Genomic DNA, 24,643 nt, shown 5'->3' with positions numbered 1-24,643 from the left:
TCATTGAATTAAGAATTTCACAATCAGTCCACCAGCAAGCCATAAATAGCAGATGAAGGCTGCATACTTTAAAATACTTTCCAACAACGGGCTTTTTGGTGCCATCTCGCTCATGGAATGCTCGATATCCTTCTTCTTGAAAAAGCCCAGATAAATCAGATAGGCTGAGATTGCTAAAAAGGCAATATTTAAATAGAAGGTATAATCGATCTTAAAAAATTCACTATCCTGAATCTTTACCCGTGACGGGTCTGGCAGAATACCGAGCAGATCAAACGAATAATGCAGGGCAAGGGCCGTACCAACGAGAGCCGTAAATAATAGAAATAGGATGAAGAACGACATCTTCCATCCGTAGTACTTTGCATTGATACGCAATACGGGAAAAACAACCAAATCGCTAAAAATAAAGGCCATTACCCCAGCAAAACTTACGCCTTTTCCAAAAAGAAGCGCAGCTAACGGAATATTTCCCATAGAACCGATAAAGGTCAAAAATGCGGCGACCGGCCCCACTACTATGTGTTCGAGAATTTCGAGAAATGTAAAATCAGTATTACCTTGACCGCTATTTATAAATAGCGTCTCAAAAAAAGAATCGGGAACGAAAGCAGCCACGATTCCCGCAATGGTAAAGCCTACGGTAACATCTTTCCAGACCATCTGCCATTCCATTTTATATTTTTTTGCGACGCGTGCCCAACTGTTTTCTTGCTGAATCTGTTTTTTCCAATTTTTAGCATCATCCATTTCATCATTCTCCTGACCTTCCAGATTTTTTCGGGCATTCTCAATCAGTTTCTTAGGGTTGATAATCCGAATGAGAACCCAACTAATTCCTATCAAAAGAATACCCCCGGCATATTCCCCTACCACAAACTGCCATCCTAAGAATATGGAAATAAGGATTCCGAGCTCAATCACCAAATTGGTAGATGCTAGCAAAAAGGCTATAGACGAAACGAAGCTCGCACCCTTTTTAAAAATTGATTTGGTCGAAGCCAGCGCCGCAAAGCTGCACGAACTGCTTATAAAGCCAAAGAAGGTGCCGAGTAGAACACTCTTCCCTTCATTATCGCCCATTGCTTTCTGCATTCTTTTTTCGGTGACAAATATCTGGATCATACTACTGATAATGTAACCCAATATGAAAGCCCAAAGCGCCATCCAGAAGAATCCGGTAGTCGTATAGGCCGCTTCTCCCCATTGTTTTAGAAAATCATTCATACGTTTCTTTTTTGCACTTGAAAGGGGTAGGAATTTTAACGGCTCTTCACATATAAATTCCTTTCCCTCAAAAACGATTTTTACTGTATCTCTTCGACTACCTTACCGCATTTGAGCATTTTATCGCCGTAATACGGATTGCGAATCTCATCTACATCGGAGATCCAATAGCCGCCCTTACCATCAAAAGCCATGGGGCAAAATTGTTTGTAAATCGTTCCTTCGGAGATGGACTCCTTCAATATAGGTTCGACCTTTTCCGTGAATTCCGAAAAGAGTTCGCGCTGTTTTTCAATATCCGCCGCTTCTGCCATGGCCAAAGCCATTGTTTTCATATCTTCCCGTTCTTGCGAAAAACTTTCCGCAAGATTTCCCGCAACCGTTTGTACTTCGTCGGCATCGGAATTGACCAAGGCCACTCGTAATTGTTGGTACTTACGGAATACCTTTCCGGTCATTTCATCAGAGAAAGAAGCGTCCGCGATATCCGCAGTTTCAATCTTCGATTGTTCTACTGCCTGTGGGGTGCTGATCTCTGCATCTTTTTTGTTTTTTTGTTCTCCACAGGATACGAAAGTCATAGTCACCGCAGCACTTACCACTAATATCTTGTTTCGATTCATCATGTTTGTTTTACTGATTTTCATTTTTCTTAATTTAGATTAAACATTTCTTTTCAATTGGTTGTCTATACGTTTTCACTTGTGCTGAACCTGCTTGTCGTCAGGCAGACCTATTTCAGTATTGATTCGTTAAATAGTTAATGACAGCCATTTGTGAATAATAGTTTTTTAAGGCTTCAATTTGATTCATCTGAAACTTCAATTGCAGTTCTTGAATGTCAAGTACGTCGTTAAAATCGATGGTTCCCGTTTCATAATTTTTAATCAGGATTTCCTCTGCGTTCCTGGCCTGTTTCAAATTCTTCATTTGTGTATTGAATTTGATTCTGGCCGCTTCCTTATCGCTTAGGGAAGTATTTAAAATAGTCTGCAGTAGATTTCTCCGATTCGATTTATGCGCATTGATTTCCTCTTGACGCATTTCATTTTGCACCGTACGGGATTTGTATTTGTTGTTGAAAATGGGAATGGAGAGCGATACCATCGGCATCAAAATATCCTTGCCGTTATCGCTAAAATCCATTCCGGCCCTTTCTGCGACGGGAATGTAATCCAATCCGAAACCTAAATTGGGATTCGCTTCCTTTTGGTTCAATAGTTCGGATCGTGTTACGGATTCGTATAACATGTCGTACTTTTCGAGTTCGGGATGCAGTTCCAATTCGGTGATGGTTTGTTCCACCACAGGGACTATCGTCAAGCTATCGATTAGGTCGATGGCAAGTGTTTTCTTTCGGTTCAGCAACTTATTAAAAACGCCTTGCTCCGAAAGGTATTCCTGCCTCAGTACCTCCTTTTGCTCTTGCAGTTCATTTTGACGGATTTGCAAACGCAATACGTCCACCGCGGAGGCATTGCCCACTTCCACGGAGGTCAATGCCAGGCGCTCATAGGTTTTTAGCAATCGCATATTTTCGTCGAGAACTTTCTGCTTTTCCGTGATAGCGTACAGTTTATAGTAGGATTGCGAAACGGATAGCCGCAATTTCCTCTTTGTAATCGTTACATCCAAATAATCGACCTCAGCCACGGCACTGGCGTAGTTTTCCCTAGCGGTTATGGTACCGAACCAAGGAAGCATCTGCTTGACCGAAAACCGTGCCTTTTGTGCCCCTGTTCGGGTTTCAGGTTCACTTACGAAGACTCCTGCGCTTACCTCTGTGTTGGGCAATGCATTCGCCTCTTCCACTTTTTCCTTGGCTATGTTGTAGCTTATTTCAAATGCCTGTACCTCAGGACTATTGGTTTCCGCTTCTTGGATATACGATTCCAAGTCTTGACTTTGTGCTGAAAGAAAAGAGAAAACTGAAAAGAGAATATAGACTCCTTTTGTCATTCGTTTCGACTTTTTTGATTTCATTGTACTTCGGTTTTTAGTCTATTCTCTATATTCCGTTCTCTCTTTTCTAATGAATACTCAGCCCTCCAACTATACAGCACCGGAACCACCAACAGGGTAATCAGCGCAATCAACATTCCCCCAAAAGAAGGAATGGCCATGGGGATCATAATATCGCTTCCCCTTCCCGTTGAGGTCAAAACGGGCAGCAATGCCAGAATCGTTGTGGCCGTTGTCATGAGACAAGGACGAATCCGTTTTTCACCTGCTTCAACGACCGATGCCCTGACCGCTTCCAAAGTCTTTGGTTTGTTCCGGTCAAAAGTCTGTGTGAGATAGGTGGCCATGACCACGCCATCATCCGTCGCGATACCAAAGAGTGCTATGAATCCTACCCATACCGCTACGCTAAGGTTGATGGTATGCATTTGGAACAAATCGCGTAGGTTCTCCCCGAAGAAATTGAAGTTGAGGAACCAATCCTGGCCATAGCACCAAATCATCAAGAAGCCCCCGGCAAAGGCTACGGCAATTCCTGTAAATACCATCAACGAAGTAGATACCGAACGAAATTGGAAATACAGGATTAAAAAGATGATGAACAAGGCCAAAGGCACTACTACCGATAAGGTCTTTTCGGCTCGTAGCTGATTTTCATACGTACCCGTAAATTGATAATTGATGCCTTTGGGAACGACCAATTCGCCATTGGCGATTTTTTCTTGGATGAGGGCTTGGGCGTTTTCCACCACGTTCACTTCCGCGAAACCGTCCAATTTATCAAAGAGGACATAGCCGACCAAAAACGTATCCTCACTTTTGATGACCTGTGGCCCTTTTTCATAGCGAATCGTGACCAATTCGCTCAAAGGAATCGGACTGCCTTTTGCCACTGGGACATAGATATTCTTTATATCCGTCGGATTTTCGCGAAGTTCCCTAGGGTAACGTACCCGCACGCCGTAACGCTCCCTTCCCTCAACGGTCTGGGTCAGGGTCATCCCGCCAACGGCAACCTCCAAGACCCGTTGTACGTCTTCGACTAAAATGCCATATCTGGCCAAAGCCTCCCTATCAATATCGATAAGGAGATACGGTTTGCCCACGATTCTATCGGCGAATACGGCTTCGTCTTTTACACCTTCCGCTTCCTTTAAAATATTCTCCAACTGGATTCCAAAAGCCTCGATTTCTCGTAGATCTTGGCCTTTTACCTTGATGCCCATGGGCGCACGCATACCGGTCTGTAACATGACCAGCCGGGTTTCGATGGGCTGTAACTTTGGTGCGGATGTCACTCCGGGCAATCGTGTCACACGCACGATTTCATTCCAAATGTCATCTGGGTATTGTATTTCTGGCCGCCAGTTTCTGTAGTATTCGCCGCTGTCATCAGGGATTAGATTTTCATAACGGATTTCCGAGAAATTCTCGATTTCGGATTCGGTATACCCCGAAGTGTTCTCTTCGAGAACTGTATTCGGGTTCAAAAGGAAATTACCATCCCTCAACGCAAACAAACCATCATCATTGACTTTAAAGCGTTGGCGCTTTCCGGTCTCGTTCTGCATGTACTCCGATTTGTACTGGATGATGTTTTCGTACATCGACATAGGCGCGGGATCCAATGCGGATTCCGTGCGTCCTGCCTTGCCCACGACCGTTTCGATTTCCGGGATGCTGGCAACTGCCATATCCAACTGTTGTAATACGCGTTTGTTCTCCTCGACGCCCGCATGCGGAAGCGAGGTTGGCATTAATAAAAAAGAACCTTCGTTAAGAGCAGGCATAAACTCCTTGCCCGTATTTTGCATAATCAGTATCCCGAAAACAACAATGACCGTCGGTATGGAGAGAAAGGCCAATTTATTCCGCAATGCCCATTGCAGTATGCGCGTATAGTATTTTCTGAATAGGATGAACACGCCCAACAATCCAAAGCATATGAACCCTACAAAAATCAGGTTGATAAAAATACTTCTGTCCAAGCCCAAGGGTCTCCAGTAAGTTGCCAAAAGGAATACAATGGCCGTTGCCGAAATTAGGATATTCAAAAGGCTGGCCTGTTTGTCGGATAACGAGAACCCATTGAACAAACGCCCTGCAATTTCAGCGTTCTTTAAAGGTCTTATGGTCCCGAATGCCATTAACGCCAGTCCTAACCAATAGCCGTACACTACCGCGATAAGTCCGATAACGACGAGTAGTATGCTGAATACGTATCCCATTATACTTTTGCTACGCTTCTTTCTAAAGAGGAAAGCTGCAAACGGTGGAATTAAAAACAGGGCAACAATAATGGAAGCCGTTAACGCGAAGGTCTTTGTGAACGCCAACGGACGGAATAATTTTCCTTCGGCACCGATCATCGTGAACACGGGAATAAAACTGATAACGGTGGTCATTACCGCTGTTAAAATGGCACCTGAGACTTCAGCGGAAGCGTTGTAAACTACTTCATTTATGGGGAGCTTATCCTTGTTCTCGTCCAAATGCCGAATGATATTTTCGGAAAGGATGACCCCGACATCGACCATCGTACCAATGGCGATGGCAATACCCGAAAGGGCCACGATATTGGCATCGACCCCGAATAACTTCATGGCGATGAAAACCATTAAAACGGCTACGGGCAAAAGCCCTGAAATGAGCACGGAGGCCCGGAGATTGAATACCATGATAATGATGACCAAGATGGTAATCAGTATTTCCAAGGTCAATGCTTCATTGAGCGTTCCCAGGGTTTCCTGAATGAGTTCGGTACGGTCATAAAAAGGGACAATGGTCAATTGCGATGTACGGCCATCGCTTAATTCTTTGGAAGGGAGTCCGGAGCTGAGCTCCTTGATTTTATCCTTGACATTGTTGATGACCTCTAAGGGGTTTGCTCCATACCTGGCTACCACGACCCCGCCAACTACCTCGGCACCTTCCTTATCAAGAATTCCGCGACGAACCGCTGGACCAAGGGAAACATTGGCAATATCCTTCACACGAATCGAGGTAAAATCCTCAGAAGTGACCACGGCATTTTTGATATCATCCAAAGACTTTACATAACCTAGACCTCGTACCAAATATTCTGCTTGGTTGATTTCCAAGGTCTGTGCCCCGATGTCGCGATTACTTTGCTTGACGGCGTTGACCACTTGATGAAGACCGATAGTGTACTGCTTCATCAATTCGGGATTCACATCGATTTGATATTCCTGTACGTAGCCCCCAATGGAGGACACTTCGGAAACCCCGCTTGCTGCGGATAGAGCATATTTTACATAATAGTCCTGAATGCTTCGTAACTCCTGTAAGTCCCAACCGCCGGTTACATTTCCATCTTCGTCCCTCCCTTCAAGGGTGTACCAGAATATTTGACCCAATCCCGTGGCATCCGGACCCAGTGCGGGATTCACGCCTTCCGGCAAGAGATTACTGGAAAGCGAATTCAATTTTTCAAGGATACGGCTGCGGCTCCAATAGAATTCCACATCCTCCTCAAAAATGATATAAATGCTGGAGAACCCGAACATCGAGGAACTCCGTATCGTCTTGACCCCCGGAATACCCAAAAGCGATGTGGTCAACGGATAGGAAATCTGGTCTTCGATATCTTGAGGCGAACGTCCTGGCCATTTGGTGAAGACAATCTGCTGGTTCTCGCCGATATCGGGAATGGCATCGACCGCAACAGGGTCGCTTGGTAGAATGCCGGTATCCCAATTAAAGGGTGCATTGACGGTACCCCACCCCACAAAGAGAAGGAGGATTAATACCGCAACCAATTTATTCTCTATTAGAAATTTAATGCCTTTGTTGAGCATAGGAATTGATTAGTAAACATTTAGAAAACACGTTGAGAAAACAAAGCGTATAGCAGGTTCAGCCCAAGTAAAGCAGGGCCGTTGGGCGTATTTTTCTAAAGTTTAAAATCAAATGAGAAAGGTCTGATCTAGAATCTGTACATCCCGTATCAGCGGAGGAGGCGAATAGTCTTTGAAGGGAACTATATTTTCATCCAATCCTTCATAGCGATTGATGTAAGCGAATACGAAAGAGCTAACGAATAATTGTTGATCAATGGTAAGACGGTCAGATGACATTTTCAGGTCCTCCTGTCCTTCAATAACAACCAATTCGTCATTACAGCAGGATTCCAGGGTATCAGCGGTAGCGTATTCGGGCACTTCATCCATCGCCATACCACAATCTTCAGCATGTTCAAACAGAGAAACATCCATCAGGCGCCCCATACAATAATGCTTTCCAACCGTCCACGATACCGTAGAAGCCAATAGCAAAAAGGCCATGGTAATTGCAAATATTTTATGTAGCCCTTGTTTCATTAGTACAAAAATACGAAATAATCAATCTTTAACATCGACGTGCTACCGTTTAACGAAATATTAGCGCCAATTCTATATGTCGCTGCAAGAACTTTATCATGTTCAATTCAACAAAACACTAGCTCCTATTTTAAAAACGATACCCTGCATACTTTATTTCACTTTTTGTAGTTAAGGTCTTGAACAAATACATAAATGGAGTTCACCGATAATTTAAAGCATTTTATCCGTGGAGTCCAATAATAACCAAATTATGAAAAAAGGATTAAAATCAATTTTGAAATATGGCTTTTTGGTATGTACCATGGCGCTGTTCGTAACTAGCTGTAGCTCGGATGATGGGTCGGTATTCGACTCTCCGTTACCCGGCGATGAAACAGGGGATGATGACGAGGAAGAAGTAGCTACCCTTGTTTTCAATGAAGCAGATCCGTCGAACAACGTTATCTCTGCCAGCGCCAGTGGCGAGGTTGGTACCGCTGTTCCTGGAAGAATCATCTTTACCTCAGACGCTACTACCCAACGTAGAATGTACATCACACAGAACGTCTCCGGTGGCGGCGATATGCCCTTCAATAATTTTCAATTGGGCGACACCGAACTCACCAAAGCGCTTAAGGCCGATGGCTCCATCGATTTGGACGGTGCCACCAAAAAAGAAATCGACTTTACATTTAGTCTTCCCGTTCCGGACATTGACAACGGGTCTATTGTTTACAGCTTTTGGACGACTACCGGAAAAGGTGATTTCAGGGACTTCTCCAAAAGATTGGCTTTAGGTGTAGGAACCATTACGGTAACAGTAGGTACCGGAGCCAACCCCGCTGCCGAAGTTCGTGATTTCACGAATATCAAATTGTTTGCACCGGCAGCAGATGGAACTACCGAATCTTTCTTTTCTTTATTAAACGAAGAAGTGTATCGCATAAACGAAGGGCCTGCATTTAGGGCTTTTTGGGATTTTGGTTACTATTTCGGTGCCTCCGGTGTATCTGACGGGGAAAATGCATCATTCGCCTCTACAGCAACCTTTGACGCATCCTTTGGGTTTCCGGTTGAAGGACTACAACCAAGAATGGATGAAGACGACGTAGAAAACGAAACCTTGAACGAAGCGTTCTTCGCCATTTCAAGTTTAGATGCCGCTGGTTTCGATGGTGTGGTCTTATCCGGTGACCTGGAAAACATCGCCAAATCGAACAGTCAGAAAATAACAAATCTGGAAGTCGGTGATGTCATTGAATTTGTGGATAATTATGGTAAAAAAGGACTTATTAAAATCACTGAAATAGAGGCTGGTTTTAATACCAATGATTTCATTGTATTTGATGTAAAGATCCAACCTTGATTATAAAATTTCTTGAGACTCACTGTTCTCAAATAAAACTGTAGCGATAACGATATTGGGACGGTTCCATATGATCAACTTTAAGAATCGAAATACTATCGTTTGCAACACCCGAGATTGCCTCCAACAATTTCATCCACCCCATGGGAAGGTAGATACAAAGACTTCGGGGTAGAATCAACGGAAATGTAACAAATTAAATTCATCAAAGGAGATGTCTAGCAATAGGCATCTCCTTTTTTTGGATGCACTTAATGAATCGAAGTTATACATGATTTAAATTGACAAATGGGAGAACCCTCAAAAACAAAATCTAAAACAGTTATTTTTGTCGAAAATTGAAGCCATGTTCGATGACTTAAAACGACAAGTGAACACCCAAATTAAAAATGACGCCCTTTCGGTCGATGAGCGGTTACAAAGTATCTGCGACCTGCTCCAAAACACCGTTCCCTCCTACGATTGGGTCGGTTTTTATTTTAAGAACGGTGACAAAGACGAACTTAAATTAGGACCATATACAGGAGAACCTACCGACCATACGATCATTCCCTTCGGAAAAGGTATTTGCGGTCAAGTTGCGGTCTCGAACAAAAATTTCGTGGTACCCGATGTTAGCGCCCAAGACAACTATATCGCCTGTAGCATCACCGTAAAGGCCGAAATCGTTGTTCCATTGTTCGTTAATGGCCAGAATATCGGTCAAATAGATATCGATTCCAACACTCCCGATCCGTTTACCGAAGAGGATGAACGGTTTTTGGAGTTTGTGAATGCGCAAGTGGCCGCTATGCTTTAGATTATAGACGTGAGATTAGGGTTCTATTTGTTTAGAAATAGCCAGTCTTAGGAGGAATTACAGAAAAAAATTTTTCATATACTATTTCCTTTCTCTACAAGAAGTGAGCCTCTCTAATATCTCATATCTAACATCTCACGTCCATTTCAGTTCAAAACTTAACCCCAATTGTTGATAACCTCATCCATTTCCTAGGCTCAAAAAAAGTACTTTTGCTTGCTTATCATTCGAACCAGCTGCTAATCTTCAAAAGCGAACCATGAGCACCAAAAAAGCTTCCTCAGCACTTATTTCCGTATTTCACAAAGATGGGTTGGAAGCCATCGTAAGAAAGTTTCAAGAATTGGGTATCACCATATATTCTACAGGGGGTACTGAAAAATTCATTAAGGACCTCGGCATTGAAGTTATCCCGGTGGAAGACGTGACCAGCTACCCTTCCATTTTGGGCGGTCGTGTAAAAACATTGCATCCCAAGGTTTTCGGGGGCATATTGAATCGACAGGATAATGAAAGTGATGTGGCACAGCTGGCCGAATTTGAGATTCCGCAATTGGATATCGTCATCGTAGACCTGTACCCCTTCGAAAAGACCGTGGCAAGCGGGGCTTCCGAGCAGGACATCATCGAAAAAATAGATATCGGCGGGATTTCCCTTATCCGCGCTGCGGCGAAGAATTTTAAGGATGTCCTATGTGTTTCTTCCATGGAAGACTATTCTGAGGTTCTGGATTTGATATCCAAGGGAGATGGAAGCACTACGCTGGAAGATCGCAAGCGTTTTGCGGCAAAATCGTTTAACGTATCCTCGCATTACGATACGGCCATTTTCAATTACTTCAACAAAAATCACGATTTGGCGGCATTGAAGGTGAGCGAGACGAACGGTAAGGTGTTGCGGTATGGGGAAAATCCGCATCAAAAAGGATTTTTCTTCGGTGATTTCGATGCGATGTTCTCCAAACTTCATGGTAAAGAGTTGTCTTACAACAATCTACTTGATGTGGACGCCGCCGTAAACCTGATGCTCGAATTCAAAAATGACGCTCCTACCTTTGCCATCCTGAAACACAATAACGCTTGCGGACTGGCACAACGCGATACGCTACATCAAGCGTATGTCGATGCCTTGGCCGGAGATCCCGTATCGGCCTTCGGGGGAGTATTGATCAGCAACAAGGAAATCGATAAGGCAACGGCAGAAGAGATTCATAAACTATTCTGTGAGGTCGTTATCGCTCCGAGCTATGCCAGTGATGCCCTAGAAATCCTGAAAGGGAAGAAGAATCGAATCATCCTTGTACAAAATGACGTAGCCATGCCCGAGATGATCGTCCGAACTTGTTTGAACGGCATATTGTTACAAGAAAAAGACCATAAAACGGACGCTATTGCCGATTTGACCTATGCCACGAACAGAAAACCCTCGGATAGTGATGTAGAGGATCTTATTTTTGCTTCAAAACTGTGTAAGCATACCAAAAGCAATACCATAGTCTTGGCGAAAAATAAGCAGTTATGTGCCAGTGGTACGGGGCAAACGTCTCGAGTAGACGCCCTGAATCAGGCAATCCACAAAGCAAAATCCTTCAACTTTGATTTGAACGGGGCGGTGATGGCGAGCGATGCGTTCTTTCCCTTTCCGGATTGTGTTGAAATCGCGCATAAAAACGGTATTTCATGCGTTATACAGCCGGGAGGATCGATAAAAGACCAACTAAGTATTGATTACTGCAACGAGAATGAAGTCGCCATGGTAATGACCGGCACGCGTCATTTCAAGCACTAACGGCACATTTATCAACGAAATATAGGTGTTTCATCATGCTCTGGGCCTGTAAAATTACAATGGTAAAAAAGCCAAACAGCAGCATATTTTACTACTTTTGTCGACGAAATACACCCGGTCATAGAATTTTTTTCATTTGATTGCGTTAGTATAACCCCACTCTAACTAGTAACATAACCAAAGAAGATTACAAATGGGATTTTTTGATTTCTTGACAGAGGAAATTGCCATTGACTTAGGCACGGCGAATACCCTTATTATTCACAACGATAAAGTTGTGGTCGATAGTCCGTCTATCGTAGCCAGAGATCGTATTTCTGGAAAAATCATCGCGGTCGGGAAAGAGGCCAACATGATGCAGGGTAAGACCCATGAAAATATAAAGACCATTAGACCCTTGAAAGATGGGGTTATTGCGGATTTTGACGCATCTGAAAAGATGATCAATATGTTCATCAAAAATATTCCCGCTTTAAAGAAAAAGTGGTTCCCACCGGCTTTACGTATGGTCATTTGTATTCCTTCGGGAATTACAGAGGTCGAAATGCGGGCGGTAAAGGAATCGGCCGAACGTGTAAACGGCAAGGAAGTGTATCTCATTCACGAACCAATGGCAGCGGCCATTGGTATCGGTCTTGATATTATGCAACCCAAGGGAAACATGATCGTCGATATCGGGGGTGGTACCACTGAAATCGCGGTGATCGCCTTGGGCGGAATCGTATGCGATAAATCAGTCAAGATTGCGGGCGACGTCTTTACCAATGATATTATTTATTACATGCGTACGCAACACAACCTTTATGTTGGAGAAGCGACCGCGGAGAGTATAAAAATCGAAATCGGATCGGCGACGGAAGACCTTCAAAACCCACCCGAAGAGAAATCGGTACAAGGGCGTGATCTCTTGACAGGAAAACCAAAACAGGTTCAGATTTCGTACCGGGAAATTGCAAAAGCCTTGGATAAATCGATTCTTCGCGTAGAGGATGCCGTCATGGAGACCTTATCGCAAACACCGCCAGAACTTGCAGCTGACATCTACAATACAGGTATTTATTTAGCTGGTGGAGGGTCGATGCTAAGAGGTTTGGATAGAAGACTTTCACAAAAAACGGACCTTCCTGTATATATTGCCGAAGACCCCTTACGAGCTGTTGTTCGAGGTACCGGAATCGCTTTGAAAAATCTGGAACGCTACAAGAGCATCTTGATCAAATAGCACTGCAAATCGAAAGACCGTGATTACGACTTCTTATCTAAAGGAAGTTTCTTTTTCGAAAATGCTTCCTTTTTTAAACGAATAGCGCATGCAGCAGATCATCAATTTTGTAATTCGATATAAACATTTTTTGCTTTATATCTTCTTGTTGATGATTTCTTTGGGATTCACCATTCAATCCCATTCCTACCATCAATCCAGTTTTTTTAATTCGTCTAATTGGCTTACCGGGAATATCTATAACGCCTCTAACAGCGTTACCACCTATTTCGGGTTGACCGAGGAAAACAAAAAACTGGTCGAGGAGAACAAACGGTTGCGCAACATACTTTTTAATATAAAACAAGAGGATACCATACGCTTAGATTCGGTAGCACTTGCCTATACGATTACGTCGGGTCAGATCATTAACAACAATTTTGCGAAGGCCAGAAACTATCTGACCCTGAATAAGGGTGAGAAGGACAGTATTAAGCCCGATATGGGGGTAATCACCACCAAGGGTATTCTTGGAATCGTCGAGAATACCTCACGTAACTTCGCGACCGTACAAAGTGTGTTGAACGAAAAATCGAACATCAATGCAAAAATCAAGAATACCGATCATTTTGGATCGCTGGTCTGGAATGCAAAACGGTACGATGTAGTGCAACTGGTCGATATTCCCAGGTTGGTAAAACTTAGTGTGGGCGATACGATCGTTACCGGCGGTATGAGCAGTATTTTTCCCGAGAACGTTTTGGTCGGAAGCATTCAAAAATTCGATTTGGATACTTCTAATAGTTTTTACACCATTGATGTGAAGCTTTTTAATGACATGACAAATGTCAAAAATGTCTATATCGTGCAAAATACCGATCGTGAGGAAATTTTAGAGCTCGAGGCAATCACCGAAGATGAATAATAGTTATTTCGTAAATACCATCCGTTTTATCCTGCTCGTACTCGTGCAGGTTTTGGTGTTCAATCAACTTAATTTCTTTGGGTTCATCAACCCTATGGTGTATATTCTCTTTTTATACTGGTACCCCATCAAGGAAAATCGCGCCGCTTTTATCGGCTTGAGCTTTGTCTTGGGACTATCGATCGATTTCTTTTCGGATTCCATGGCCTTGCATGCGGCTTCGACCGTTACAATAGCGTACATTAGACCTGCGATCATGCGTTTCGTTTTCGGTGTCAATATCGAATTTCAAAGTTTCAGACTAGGGAGTTCCACAAAGGCACAACAAATCACGTTTTTGGCGTTATTAATAGTAGTGCACCATCTCGTCTTCTTTACGCTGGAGATTTTTAGCTTTGCAAATACACTATTGATTCTTAAAAAGACAATGGCCATTGGTACGGCAACCCTGATACTTTGCCTGTTGTTCACATCGCTGTTCAGTGTAAAAAGACCATAATCGGAAGTGGCCAAAATAAAGGACTACCACCCTATTCATTTAAGATAGGAAGGTCCGGAGACAGTTATAAAAGTAGCGTTCATTCCCTTCAAAGCGGAATTGAAAAAGTAGTAGTACAGTATGAAGAAGATATTGCTTTCATCGATCATCATCATCATCGGGATAACCTTTCTCGGTAGGCTTTCATACCTTCAGATATTCAGTTTTTCCCCAGATCAAGTCTTGGAAGACCCGGCGATAAAGAGGGTATACGACTATCCGGAACGGGGTTACATCTATGATCGCGAGGGCAGGCTTCTGGTTGCCAACGATCCAGCATATGACGTTATGATCATTCCGCGCGATGTAAGGGCGTTGGACACTACGGAGTTTTGCAAACTCCTTAATATCGATATCCAAAAATTTAAAAAGGAATTGAACAAGGCCCGTGTGTATTCGCCGAGACTACCGTCGGTATTGGTACCACAATTGTCAAAGCAGGATTATGCACGGTTACAGGAGAAAATGAGACGTTATACCGGGTTTTATATTCAAAAACGTTCGCTGCGGTATTACGACACTAACAGTGGGGCCAATGTATTGGGGTATATCAGTGAAGTGAATGAGGCCGATCTTGCCAAGAACCCGTATTATATTCAAGGTGAATTAACCGGTCGCATCGGAGTAGAAAAGGTATATGACGATGTACTTCGAGGCAGAAAAGGTGTACAGTATATTCAAAAAGACCGTTTCAATCGTGATATAGGGCCTTATAAGGATGGAGTGATGGATACGCTCCCGGAACAGGGAAAAGAAATTCATCTGACCATAGATAAACTTTTACAGGAATACGGCGAGCGTTTGATGCACGGTAAACGCGGGGGTATTGTCGCCATAGAACCCGCTTCGGGAGAAATACTTTCGATGATTTCCGGGCCTACCTACGACCCATCGTTGTTGGTAGGAAGGGAACGTTCTGCCAATTACAGCAAATTGCACTACGACTCGATTGCCAAGCCACTTTTCGACCGTTCCATTTCATTCGAAAAGGCACCTGGTTCACCTTTCAAAACCCTAAACGCATTGGTCGCTCTACAAGAGGGCGTCATCACGCCCAATACTACTGTTCGGTGTCTAAACGGTTTTTATGTGGGTCGGACCAAGAGGGGGTGTCATTGTGGGGGTGGCAGTAGAAACTTGAATGTGGGTATCTATAAATCGTGTAACGCCTATTTCGCGGGAACCTACCGTAAGATTTACGATAAGTTCGAGACGACCGATAAGGGCCATGATGTTTGGGTGGACCATATTAAGAGCTTTGGCCTGGGGCAATATCTAGGCTCTGACCTTCATACGGGACGAAAAGGACGGGTTCCGAGTAAAGAAATGTACGACAAATGGTACGGCGATAACAGATGGGTCTCCTCTTACATTATATCCAATTCCATCGGGCAGGGAGAGGTTGCCGTAACGCCTTTACAATTAGCGAACATGACCGCTGCCATCGCCAATCGCGGACACTTTTTTACGCCCCATATCCTAAAAAAGGTAAACGGAGAGGATATTCAAAATCCCAAATTTACGGAAGCCAAACACACTACCATTGATAAAAGGCACTTTGAACCCGTCGTTCAAGGCATGGCCGATGTGTATGAAAAGGGAACGGCTAGAGGTGTCCAAATTCCAGATATTAGAATAGCCGGTAAAACGGGAACCGTTGAGAATTTCATGAAAATCGATAGTGTGAAAACGCAGTTGACCGATAATTCGGTTTTTGTGGCGTTTGCCCCTGTCGACAATCCTAAAATAGCGATTGCCGTTTATATTGAAAACGGGTATTACGGCGCACGATACGCCGGGCATATCGCCTCTTTGATGATCGAAAAATACCTGAAGGGTGAAATTACCCGAAAAGATTTGGAAAAACGCATGCTTGAAAGAACCTTGGAACGCGAATACGCCAAACCGTATAGCGGAAAAGAATTCAAGATCAACGAATACGATTGGAGCCAAGACGCCATAAAACCGGAACCCGAGACTCGCTCAAGATAAACGATTATGGCTGGTAAGAGTGTTTTTAAGCGTATTGACTGGCTGACCATATTTTTTTATTTGGCATTGGTGGCCATTGGTTGGGTCAGTATTTACTCCAGTACTTTTACCGATAACGATCAATCTATATTCGACTACACGACGCTACACGGCAAGCAGCTATTCTTTATTGGAGCAAGCTTTGTGAGCATTCTCATAATCCTCGCTTTGGAAGCTAGCTTTTTCGAACGATTTTCAAGCCTTTTTTATGTGATTTCAATGGTTTCGCTCATAGGACTTTTCCTATTTGGAAAGACCATTGCCGGGGCCACCTCTTGGTACGACCTCGGCTTTTTTAACCTGCAACCTTCAGAACCGGCCAAAGTAGCGACGGCTTTGGCGTTGGCTAAGTATTTAAGCGATATACAAACCGATATCAAAAGAGGAAAAGATCAATTGTATGCTTTCCTCATCTTACTGATTCCCGCGGTACTTATCGTTCCACAGCCCGACCCGGGAAGTGCCCTGGTCTTTTTTGCAATGGCTTTCGTCATTTTCAGGGAAGGCCTACCACTCTATTACTTGGGCATCGCTTTTCTGGCCATTCTTGTCTTCGTTACCACCCTGAAATTCGGAACGGTATGGGTCTGTATTTTCTTGGGCATTATGCTCGTGCTTTTCTTCCTCTTGAAAAAGAAAAAATTTAAGATTCCAGTGACTCCCATTATCGGGTTCGTACTTATTTCCATTGTCTTTTCCTTATCGGTAAATTTCGTTTTTAACAATGTCTTTCAAGATAGGCACAGAGACCGTTTTAGTTTATGGCTGCGCTTGGAAAATGACCCGGTAAAACTTGAAAAAATACGAAAGACCATCGGCTACAATACATACCAATCGGAAAAAGCCATAGAATCGGGCGGGTTTTTTGGAAAAGGATTTTTGGAAGGAACCCGTACAAAAGGCGATTTTGTTCCTGAACAGCATTCCGACTACATTTTTACGACTATTGGGGAAGAATGGGGATTTATCGGTACTTCGGCGGTAATTCTTCTTTTTACGTTTATGTTACTACGCCTTGTCTACTTGGCAGAGCGTCAAAAGAACAGTTTTAGCCGAATGTTCGGGTATGGGGTAATCTCTATCTTATTGATACACTACTTCATCAACATCGGCATGGTCATCGGCGTACTACCGACCATAGGCATTCCCTTACCGTTTTTTAGTTATGGGGGGTCTAATATGCTCGGTTTTACCGCTTTGCTGTTCATCTTCCTAAAGTTAGACACCAATCGGTTAAAAGAAGGTATTTGATGACGGCTAGCGGAAGTTAAAATTTCCATCCTTTGGAATCGACTTCCTTTTCCAATTTTTGCTGTATAGCAGTCGGCAGTTTCTCAAAAAAATCAATGCCCGTGCGCCTTTCTATTTCATCTACCGAAACCGTGAACTCTTGTAAAGGCCTGGCACTTTCCTTGCCTTCCATCAAAAAAGCAATGACCTCCATATCGTCGGCATCGCCTTTGGCCACGATCTTATAATAATAGTTGGGAACAGCTACGTCTTCTACCCCGATTTCCTTGAGCCCGTTTTCCAGCACGCCGCCCGTTACGACGAAAACACTTCCATAATTTCTCGCCCACAAGCGTATGCGCTGCTCAAGCCTGTTCCATATCCCAGCATTAAACGCCCTGTCTTGAGGACTGATATTACTGGTGTAAAAGGTTTCGTTATACGCCTGTTCCGAAAATCTTCGATCGCCGGCCGGACAAAAATGCCCCCTATCATAACCAGAGCCCTTATAGTTTCTCCAGTCGGCAGACTTGCTTTTTACTTTTGGATCCTCTATAAAGTAAGGTCGTTTTCGATCATCTGCAGTTAAATGTCCTTTTTTCAATACATACGCTACCCACTCCGCCTGTTCAAAAGGTTCGTTGTACGATAAGGTATAGTAGTTATGGCTTATAATATCACCGGTGGTCGAACTGGGGAGAAAGTAGGGAGCTATGGGTTCAGGATCGGTCGTTCCATCTGTATTCGAATAGGTAGCAGGTGTGTAGAAATTCTGAAATGCCCAAAATCCGACGATACAGGCAATCATCAATAGGGTATAAATGGTTTTGTTGTTGCTGTTAGACCGCAGTATAGGCATTCCTCAAAAGTAGAAAATCATTTGCAAAGCAAGCGCCGGCAAAGTGTATGTTTTCGAACAAAACTTCGACTAATCAAGACGGCGCATTTAAGAACTCGTCTTGAGTTCTAAGTGATAATCCGTAATTTGCAAAGAAAAATATTAATTTAAAAATAGCGCTATGCTTACTTGGAAAGAAGTTATCCATTTTTGTACAAAAGGAAATCCCGAACCAGATCGTCGGGTAGAAAAAACGGAAGCCGAATGGCGTGAAATTCTCGATCCGGAAGCCTTCCGTGTTCTTCGGAAAAAGGGTACCGAAGCACCCCATACCGGAGCACTTTGCAGCAGCCATGAAGCAGGCAAGTACAATTGCGCAGGTTGCGATACCCCTTTGTTCGACTCCACCATAAAATTTGAATCAGGCACGGGATGGCCAAGTTTTACCCAACCGATTAAAGAAAATGCCATCAAATACGAAAAGGATACTGCCTTTGGCATGGTGCGTGTAGAGGTAATGTGCAATACTTGTGACGGCCATTTGGGTCATGTATTCCCTGATGGGCCCGAGCCAAGCGGACTCCGGTATTGCATCAATTCAGCTTCGATGCAATTAGCTGAAGTGGGCAGTGAGAAGTGAGAAGTGAGAAGTGAGAAGTGAGAAGGTTAAAAGCATACCACTTTTTTAATTTTAATTTATCGATTCAAAAAAATATGGAAATAGCTACAGTTGGCGGCGGATGCTTTTGGTGTACCGAAGCCGTTTTTCAGGAGGTCAAGGGAGTCAAGAAAGTAGTATCGGGCTATACCGGCGGTACTGCTCCCGGCAGACCCACCTATCGCGAAGTATGCTCGGGGCGCACGGGCCATGCCGAAGTGGTTCAAATCACCTACGATGAGCGCGAAATCTCCTATCAGGATATTCTTATCATCTTTATGACTACCCACGACCCTACTACGCTTAATCGGCAAGGTGCCGACGCCGGTACGCAATACCGATCGGTCATCTATTACCACAATGAGCAACAGCAAGAAATCGCAAAAGCGATACTTACGGAAATGGCGGCGTATTTTACTAATCCCATCGTGACCGAGCTTACCGAAATAGGTACGTTTTATGCAGCGGAACAGTCCCACCAAAATTACTATCGAAACAATAGTTCCCAAGGCTATTGTACGGCCGTTATCAATCCCAAACTGGCTAAACTACGGAAAATGCATGCCGATAAACTAACGTAATCGTGGTATGAAGAAATTCCTTTTTCTCATAGTATCGGTGTTTTGTATTCTGGGGCTGCGTCCGATTAAGGATTCGGGGAATTCACAAAAACAAAAACTCCCCTTTTCTTCAAGAATGCCCTTGGTCGATTGGATAGGTCTGCATAACGGTGTGGGGGTAGCCCATCCTTGGTTATATGACGAATTAAAAGCCTTCCCGTCTGCGGAAGGTTTCGGGAAGTACGTCACAGGGGGTCGTGGCGGGGAAGTCCTTCTGGTCTCCAATAGGAAAGACACCGGCGACGGCAGTGCACGAAAGGCCTGGGAGTCGGAAACTCCGGGATACATCATTTTCGAGACGGCCGGATACATAAATGTGAAGAATCAAAGAATTTCACCCAAAGATGACAAGACGGTCTTGGGACAAAGTGCATTCCGAAACAAAGGTCAGGGCATCAGTTTTAAAATGGACCAGTCTAACCGATATATGGGCCCGTTGTTCGGAAATAAAAACGGTGAAGGGTTTGGAAATCATGTTACCCGCTATATCCGATACCGTAGGGGCATTGGTATTTTGGGCGAATGTTGCGGAGATAATTTTACCCCATGGGGAACGGAAAAGCGATTTATAATGGATCATTGCTCTTTCGCATTTAGCACCGACCAAAATGTAAGTTTTCCGTCGGTTGGCGGTTACACGGTGCAATATTCCATTTCGGCATTTGGTCTCAAATGGGCCACGCATCAATACAACAAACCCGGTGACAGCAATTATGCGACCGGGCATTCAAAAGGGTCGCTTACCTCCGATACTGCGGAATGTAGTTGGTTCGGGAACTTGTTTGCCAATAACAACGACCGTAATCCATTGATAGAAGCCAAGGCCACAGGTATTACTAAGGTAGACATCACCAGTAACTTTTTTTACAATCGCGGTATTTTCGGAATTCAGTTGCTACCCGCTAAAGGTGTTTTTAACGTAAACGTGGTCAACAATTATTGGAAAAACGGGCCACAATCAAAAGAGCGCCGCTACGGTTTTATGTGGCCCTCGATGCCCAGTGGCAACTATGACGGCTACCGGTATACAAATCTGAACTATTCGCAACATCGCCTATATGTAAAAGGAAATCTTAGCCCTAAGCGACCTTCGTTAGAAAATCCAGAGTGGCAGGTCGTGGGTGCCTGGGACGACAATAGAGGCGCCCAGCATCCCGAAGTGCATCAAGTCGATAATCCATTCGATTTCTCGATTGATACTGCTCGAGTATTGGAAGCGACAGCTTTGGAAAGCGAATTGCTTTCGCATGTTGGCGCCAGTCTTTATCGGGATAATTTTGATGAACTCGCCATTGAAAACGCGATCAACAATACAGGGTCGATAATCAATGGCGATGGTTTTACCGGTGATGACCTACCAAGCTTTACCGCTTTTACCGGCGGGTATGCCCCTCTTTCCGATATGACCTCGCTGCCCAAAGATGATGATAAGGACGGTATTGAAAACCGTTACGACGGCGATAGTGACGAATATGACAGCAATCTTGCCTTCCCAAACGGATTACAAGTTCCCGATGTCATTACCCTAAGTGGTAGCCATAACCAAGTCGTGCCATATTTCATTCTGAACAAAAAGATATGGGTAAACCCGGGCTACGAACTCATTGAAGTACGTTATTTCAATGCACAGGATATTGAGGCCTTGACGCTGACCGACTTTCCATTTAAACAGCGCTAGAACGCCATCACTTGATCCGCTAATTTCTCTTCACGGTCAAAATTTCGATACTTTTTGTGATTTTTTGAATTGTTTCCTACTAATAGTTAAAACAATAGCTTTTGACAGCAGAAGAAACCGAATTCGTGCGGGTGATCAAAGAAAACGAAGGTATCATTTACAAGATAGCCCGTACCTATACCAAAACGGCCGACGATAGAAATGACCTGTACCAAGAAATCGTTTATCAACTCTGGAAATCGTTCCCCACTTTTAAGGGAAAGTCCAAAATTGGTACATGGCTCTATCGGGTTGCTATGAATACTTCGATATCGCAATGGCGCAAAGATCGGAGGGCCGGACATAGGGTTGAATTAGACCACTTATTTTTGAGGCAGGCCGAAGGATACTCCGGCGAATTTGAAGCACGTCTTCACCTGGTATACCAGCAGATCGATCAACTTGACGAAATTGAAAAGGGATTGATACTGTTGTTTTTGGAAGGAAAAAGATATAGTGAAATTGCTGCCATTACAGGTTTTACGGCGAGCAATGTGGGCACCCGTATTTCTAGGATAAAAAATAAAATGCGACAACAACTCAAAAAATAAACGAGAACATGACTTTAGAGGAAATGCAACACGTTTGGTCGGAAATGACCGAAAAAATAGACGAACAAAAACGATTGACCGATACATTGATCATCAATATGAAACAAGAGAAATTCAGGAACAAGATTAGTAGGATCGCACGGTATGAATCTTTAGGAGCCGTTATTTGCTTTCTTGCAGCCCTGGCCATCATCGTAAACATCGGAAAATTGGATACCTGGTATCTTTTGGCCAGCGGCATCGTTGTCATCGCATATCTTGTACTGATTCCCTGGATTGTTCTGAAAAAAATCGCTCAAATGAAACGTATCGATATGGTTGAAAACAATTACAGGCAGTCGTTGATCGAATTTACAAAGAAGCGAAAACAGTTTTTATTTTGGCAACGTACGGCCATCTTCTTAAATTTCTTCCTGTTGGTATTGATACTACCGGTATCCAGCAAATTATTGAAGGGGAAGGACCTTTTTGTCGAACAAAGCTCGGTCTGGGGATGGTATATATTGGTCATGCTTGTTTTAGTGATTCCCTTTTCCTTTTGGGGATATCGCAAGTATTCAAGAATGACAGGGGCGGCTGAAAAGCTATTGCGGGACTTGCAGTCTTAATTTTCGGTCATCAAAATATGCGTACCAAAAACCCCATTCAAAAAACTTAATTGAATGGGGTTTTTGGTAATGTTATGCGGTCAACTACCCTTTTACACTGGCTAGCTTTCCGTTTTTGATGTTGTTTACTTTTAAATCCCGTAGTACGTTTACCGCTTCTTCCACATAAACGTCCTTGGCCAAGTTTTTGTGCCAACGATCTCTTTTTTCGCGTAGTACGGAGTCTTGCGTAAACAGTTCTTGTTCGTACCGTAACGAAGTAAAGGTCAATTTGGAGTCGTAGTCCTGTAATTTTTTGAAATAGTCAGACTGTTCTTTGTCCTTGCTTTTCTCTTCTTTATACACCTCATAGTTCAGGGATACTTCCGTTTCGTCCTGCTCCGCTTTTAACCACTTTGCATTTTCCTCAATAAGCATCACCTGCTTGTTGTTCGCCATACGCGCCTTACTTTTTTCCAGTGTTTCCTCGTAATTGATGTAGTTCTTCCAAGGAGTGTAATCAGCGGGCGAAATCTTATCCCAATCCAATGGGTTACTTTGATCGCGTTCCCCAAGGTCGATGTAACTATACCGGTCCGGAACGACAATATCGCTTGCTACTCCCTTTAATTGGGTAGAACCACCGTTCACCCTGTAGAATTTTTGCGTGGTCAACTTTAGTGCGCCCAAATCGCCATGTTCGCTGTTACGGACGATATTGTTCAAGGCAATTACATTTTGAACCGTTCCTTTGCCGAAAGTCTGCTTGCTCCCGATAACGATGGCACGTTTATAATCCTGTAAGGCCGCCGCCAAAATCTCCGAGGCCGAGGCGGAAAGTTCATTGACCAGAACGACCAAAGGCCCGTCCCATTGAATACGCTCATCCTTATCCTCATGTACCTCTTTTTGTTCTCCAGAAGACTGTACCTGTACAATAGGGCCGTCTTTGATAAAGAGTCCCGCCATATCGACTACGGTCTTTAATGACCCGCCACCATTATCGCGAAGATCCAATATCAGGCCTTCCATGCCCTCATCTTTAAGACGCTCTACTTCCTTTGCCACGTCGGAAGCGGCGTTTCTTTCGGTATAATCGTCAAAATCGACATAGAATTTGGGCAGGTGGATCAGGCCGAATTTTTCGGTTTCCTTGATAATATTCGCCGATTTCGCAAACGACTCTTCCAATTCGACTACGTCGCGGGTGAGCGAGATAATATCCGTAGAACCGTCTATTTTGCGAATGGTAAGGTTGACCACCGTACCTTCAGGGCCTTTAATCATTTTAATGGCATCGTCTAAACGCATGCCTACAATATCAACAGGAAGTTCTCCCTTCTGTCCTACCTTGATGATCATATCACCGACCTCGATACGCGCGTCACGCCATACGGGGCCGCCCGAAATAATATCGGTGACCTTAGCACCCTCCGGTTTTTTCTGTAACCGAGCGCCAATACCCTCGAACTTGCCCGACATACTGGCATCGAACTTTTCCTTGTCTTCCGGAGCGAAATAATAGGTATGCGGGTCGAATTCATCAACGATGGTGTTCAAATACTGTACAAACCAATCTTTGCGTTGCAGGTCATCGATAAAATCGAAATACTCGTCCAAGGTCTTTTTAGTGCTTTCTCGAGAAGACTTTTCCGCTTCGGCAGGAGACAATGTCAAATCCTCAACATCGTTGATCACCCCTTCAGCATCTTTTTCGCTTGCGGTGAGTTTAGCGTCATAGGTGCCCATGGTAATATATTTCAACTGCTTTCTCCACCGTTCTTTCAGGTCTTTTCTAGAATCTGCAAAAGGCACTTCTTTGTAATCGATATCAATAGTTTCTTTTGCATTGTAGTCAAACGCTTCGTCCAATACCTCTCCGTAGATGCCTTTGGCTTCGTTCATACGCAGCATCAATTTATCATAGACCAAATTGAAAAAAGCGATATCGGTATTTTTCACTTGATCGTCTATCTGAAACTTATATTTCTCAAATTCGGCGATATCCTCTTGAAGAAAAAACCGTTTGGTAGGGTCGAGTATTTCAATAAAATCCTCATACACCCCTATCGAAAAATCATCGTTGATGTCTTTGGGGTCATAATGTGCTTTTTGTAGCACATAGGTAATAAGATCCAACAACAATTTGTCTTTGTCGTCATTCTCAAAATCCTCGGCGGACTTGTTGGTGAAGCTGCACGAAGCTACCGCAATCAACATTACAAATAAAGCGTAGGCAAGATTCCTTTTCATGTATTAGCTGTTTTTGCCGCCTAAATATC

At 43.7% G+C, this 24,643-nt stretch carries 20 protein-coding genes; 13 read left to right on the top strand and 7 right to left on the bottom strand.

Annotated features, from left to right (window positions below):
• The 5 genes from FGM00_RS00885 to FGM00_RS00865 form a co-directional block, all read right to left on the bottom strand.
• On the bottom strand, positions 1–1,227 hold the full coding sequence (locus tag FGM00_RS00885) for a permease (RefSeq protein WP_138851096.1): 1,227 nt from the start codon (positions 1,225–1,227) through the stop codon (positions 1–3).
• 80 nt (positions 1,228–1,307) lie between these two features.
• The gene (locus tag FGM00_RS00880; RefSeq protein WP_236262860.1) at positions 1,308–1,874 is read right to left on the bottom strand and encodes a DUF3347 domain-containing protein; all 567 of its coding nucleotides are present in this window, start codon (positions 1,872–1,874) and stop codon (positions 1,308–1,310) included.
• Positions 1,875–1,965: 91 nt separating this feature from the next.
• Positions 1,966–3,186 carry a TolC family protein gene (locus FGM00_RS00875; RefSeq protein WP_138854577.1) on the bottom strand — a complete coding sequence of 407 codons (1,221 nt, stop codon included), beginning with the start codon at positions 3,184–3,186 and terminating at the stop codon, positions 1,966–1,968.
• 20 nt (positions 3,187–3,206) lie between these two features.
• Positions 3,207–7,007, bottom strand: coding sequence for an efflux RND transporter permease subunit (locus FGM00_RS00870; protein ID WP_138851095.1), 3,801 nt, complete (start codon positions 7,005–7,007; stop codon positions 3,207–3,209).
• Between the two features lie 108 nt (positions 7,008–7,115).
• Positions 7,116–7,529 carry an HYC_CC_PP family protein gene (locus FGM00_RS00865; protein WP_236262859.1) on the bottom strand — a complete coding sequence of 138 codons (414 nt, stop codon included), beginning with the start codon at positions 7,527–7,529 and terminating at the stop codon, positions 7,116–7,118.
• Between the two features lie 253 nt (positions 7,530–7,782).
• Between FGM00_RS00865 and FGM00_RS00860 the strand changes: the two genes are divergently transcribed.
• The 8 genes from FGM00_RS00860 to rodA all read left to right on the top strand — a co-directional run bounded on the left by FGM00_RS00860 (position 7,783) and on the right by rodA (position 17,411).
• On the top strand, positions 7,783–8,877 hold the full coding sequence (locus FGM00_RS00860) for a hypothetical protein (protein WP_138851094.1): 1,095 nt from the start codon (positions 7,783–7,785) through the stop codon (positions 8,875–8,877).
• Between the two features lie 346 nt (positions 8,878–9,223).
• A complete protein-coding gene (locus FGM00_RS00855) occupies positions 9,224–9,676 on the top strand; it encodes a GAF domain-containing protein (RefSeq protein ID WP_138854575.1) in 453 nt (150 codons plus the stop codon).
• Positions 9,677–9,935: 259 nt separating this feature from the next.
• The gene (purH, locus tag FGM00_RS00850) at positions 9,936–11,465 is read left to right on the top strand and encodes a bifunctional phosphoribosylaminoimidazolecarboxamide formyltransferase/IMP cyclohydrolase (protein ID WP_138851093.1); all 1,530 of its coding nucleotides are present in this window, start codon (positions 9,936–9,938) and stop codon (positions 11,463–11,465) included.
• 193 nt (positions 11,466–11,658) lie between these two features.
• Positions 11,659–12,687: a rod shape-determining protein gene (locus tag FGM00_RS00845; protein ID WP_138851092.1), complete on the top strand. Its 1,029-nt coding sequence runs from the start codon at positions 11,659–11,661 to the stop codon at positions 12,685–12,687.
• Positions 12,688–12,775: 88 nt separating this feature from the next.
• Positions 12,776–13,591 carry a rod shape-determining protein MreC gene (gene mreC, locus FGM00_RS00840; RefSeq protein WP_138851091.1) on the top strand — a complete coding sequence of 272 codons (816 nt, stop codon included), beginning with the start codon at positions 12,776–12,778 and terminating at the stop codon, positions 13,589–13,591.
• Positions 13,584–14,090 carry a rod shape-determining protein MreD gene (locus tag FGM00_RS00835; RefSeq protein ID WP_138851090.1) on the top strand — a complete coding sequence of 169 codons (507 nt, stop codon included), beginning with the start codon at positions 13,584–13,586 and terminating at the stop codon, positions 14,088–14,090. The genes mreC and FGM00_RS00835 overlap by 8 nt, the downstream gene beginning before the upstream one ends.
• A 120-nt stretch (positions 14,091–14,210) precedes the next feature.
• Positions 14,211–16,121 carry a penicillin-binding protein 2 gene (gene mrdA / locus FGM00_RS00830; RefSeq protein WP_138851089.1) on the top strand — a complete coding sequence of 637 codons (1,911 nt, stop codon included), beginning with the start codon at positions 14,211–14,213 and terminating at the stop codon, positions 16,119–16,121.
• Positions 16,122–16,127: 6 nt separating this feature from the next.
• The gene (gene rodA / locus FGM00_RS00825) at positions 16,128–17,411 is read left to right on the top strand and encodes a rod shape-determining protein RodA (RefSeq protein WP_138851088.1); all 1,284 of its coding nucleotides are present in this window, start codon (positions 16,128–16,130) and stop codon (positions 17,409–17,411) included.
• Positions 17,412–17,427: 16 nt separating this feature from the next.
• Here rodA and FGM00_RS00820 read toward each other — a convergent pair whose 3' ends face one another.
• Positions 17,428–18,198 (bottom strand): DNA/RNA non-specific endonuclease, encoded by a 771-nt coding sequence (locus FGM00_RS00820; RefSeq protein WP_138854574.1) that lies wholly within the window; start codon positions 18,196–18,198, stop codon positions 17,428–17,430.
• A 211-nt stretch (positions 18,199–18,409) separates the two neighbouring features.
• On the opposite strand from FGM00_RS00820, the gene msrB reads away from it, so the two are divergent.
• From msrB to FGM00_RS00795, 5 genes are all read left to right on the top strand, one after another.
• The gene (gene msrB / locus FGM00_RS00815; RefSeq protein ID WP_138851087.1) at positions 18,410–18,868 is read left to right on the top strand and encodes a peptide-methionine (R)-S-oxide reductase MsrB; all 459 of its coding nucleotides are present in this window, start codon (positions 18,410–18,412) and stop codon (positions 18,866–18,868) included.
• A gap of 74 nt (positions 18,869–18,942) precedes the next feature.
• Entirely contained in the window at positions 18,943–19,467 is a 525-nt protein-coding gene (gene msrA, locus FGM00_RS00810; protein WP_175416162.1) for a peptide-methionine (S)-S-oxide reductase MsrA, read from the top strand.
• Between the two features lie 7 nt (positions 19,468–19,474).
• The gene (locus FGM00_RS00805; protein ID WP_138851086.1) at positions 19,475–21,184 is read left to right on the top strand and encodes a hypothetical protein; all 1,710 of its coding nucleotides are present in this window, start codon (positions 19,475–19,477) and stop codon (positions 21,182–21,184) included.
• A gap of 101 nt (positions 21,185–21,285) precedes the next feature.
• Positions 21,286–21,774: an RNA polymerase sigma factor gene (locus tag FGM00_RS00800; protein WP_138851085.1), complete on the top strand. Its 489-nt coding sequence runs from the start codon at positions 21,286–21,288 to the stop codon at positions 21,772–21,774.
• A gap of 8 nt (positions 21,775–21,782) precedes the next feature.
• Positions 21,783–22,382: a hypothetical protein gene (locus FGM00_RS00795; RefSeq protein WP_138851084.1), complete on the top strand. Its 600-nt coding sequence runs from the start codon at positions 21,783–21,785 to the stop codon at positions 22,380–22,382.
• An 84-nt stretch (positions 22,383–22,466) separates the two neighbouring features.
• Here the strand turns inward: FGM00_RS00795 and FGM00_RS00790 are convergent, their stop codons facing one another.
• A complete protein-coding gene (locus FGM00_RS00790) occupies positions 22,467–24,614 on the bottom strand; it encodes a carboxy terminal-processing peptidase (protein WP_138851083.1) in 2,148 nt (715 codons plus the stop codon).
• Between the last annotated feature and the right edge of the window lie 29 nt (positions 24,615–24,643).

The organism is Aggregatimonas sangjinii, from assembly GCF_005943945.1.
In the GTDB taxonomy this organism is placed as follows: Bacteria; Bacteroidota; Bacteroidia; order Flavobacteriales; family Flavobacteriaceae; genus Pelagihabitans; species Pelagihabitans sangjinii.
The sequence above is the reverse complement of the archived record's forward strand: the minus strand, read 5'-3'. Positions and strand labels throughout refer to the sequence as shown.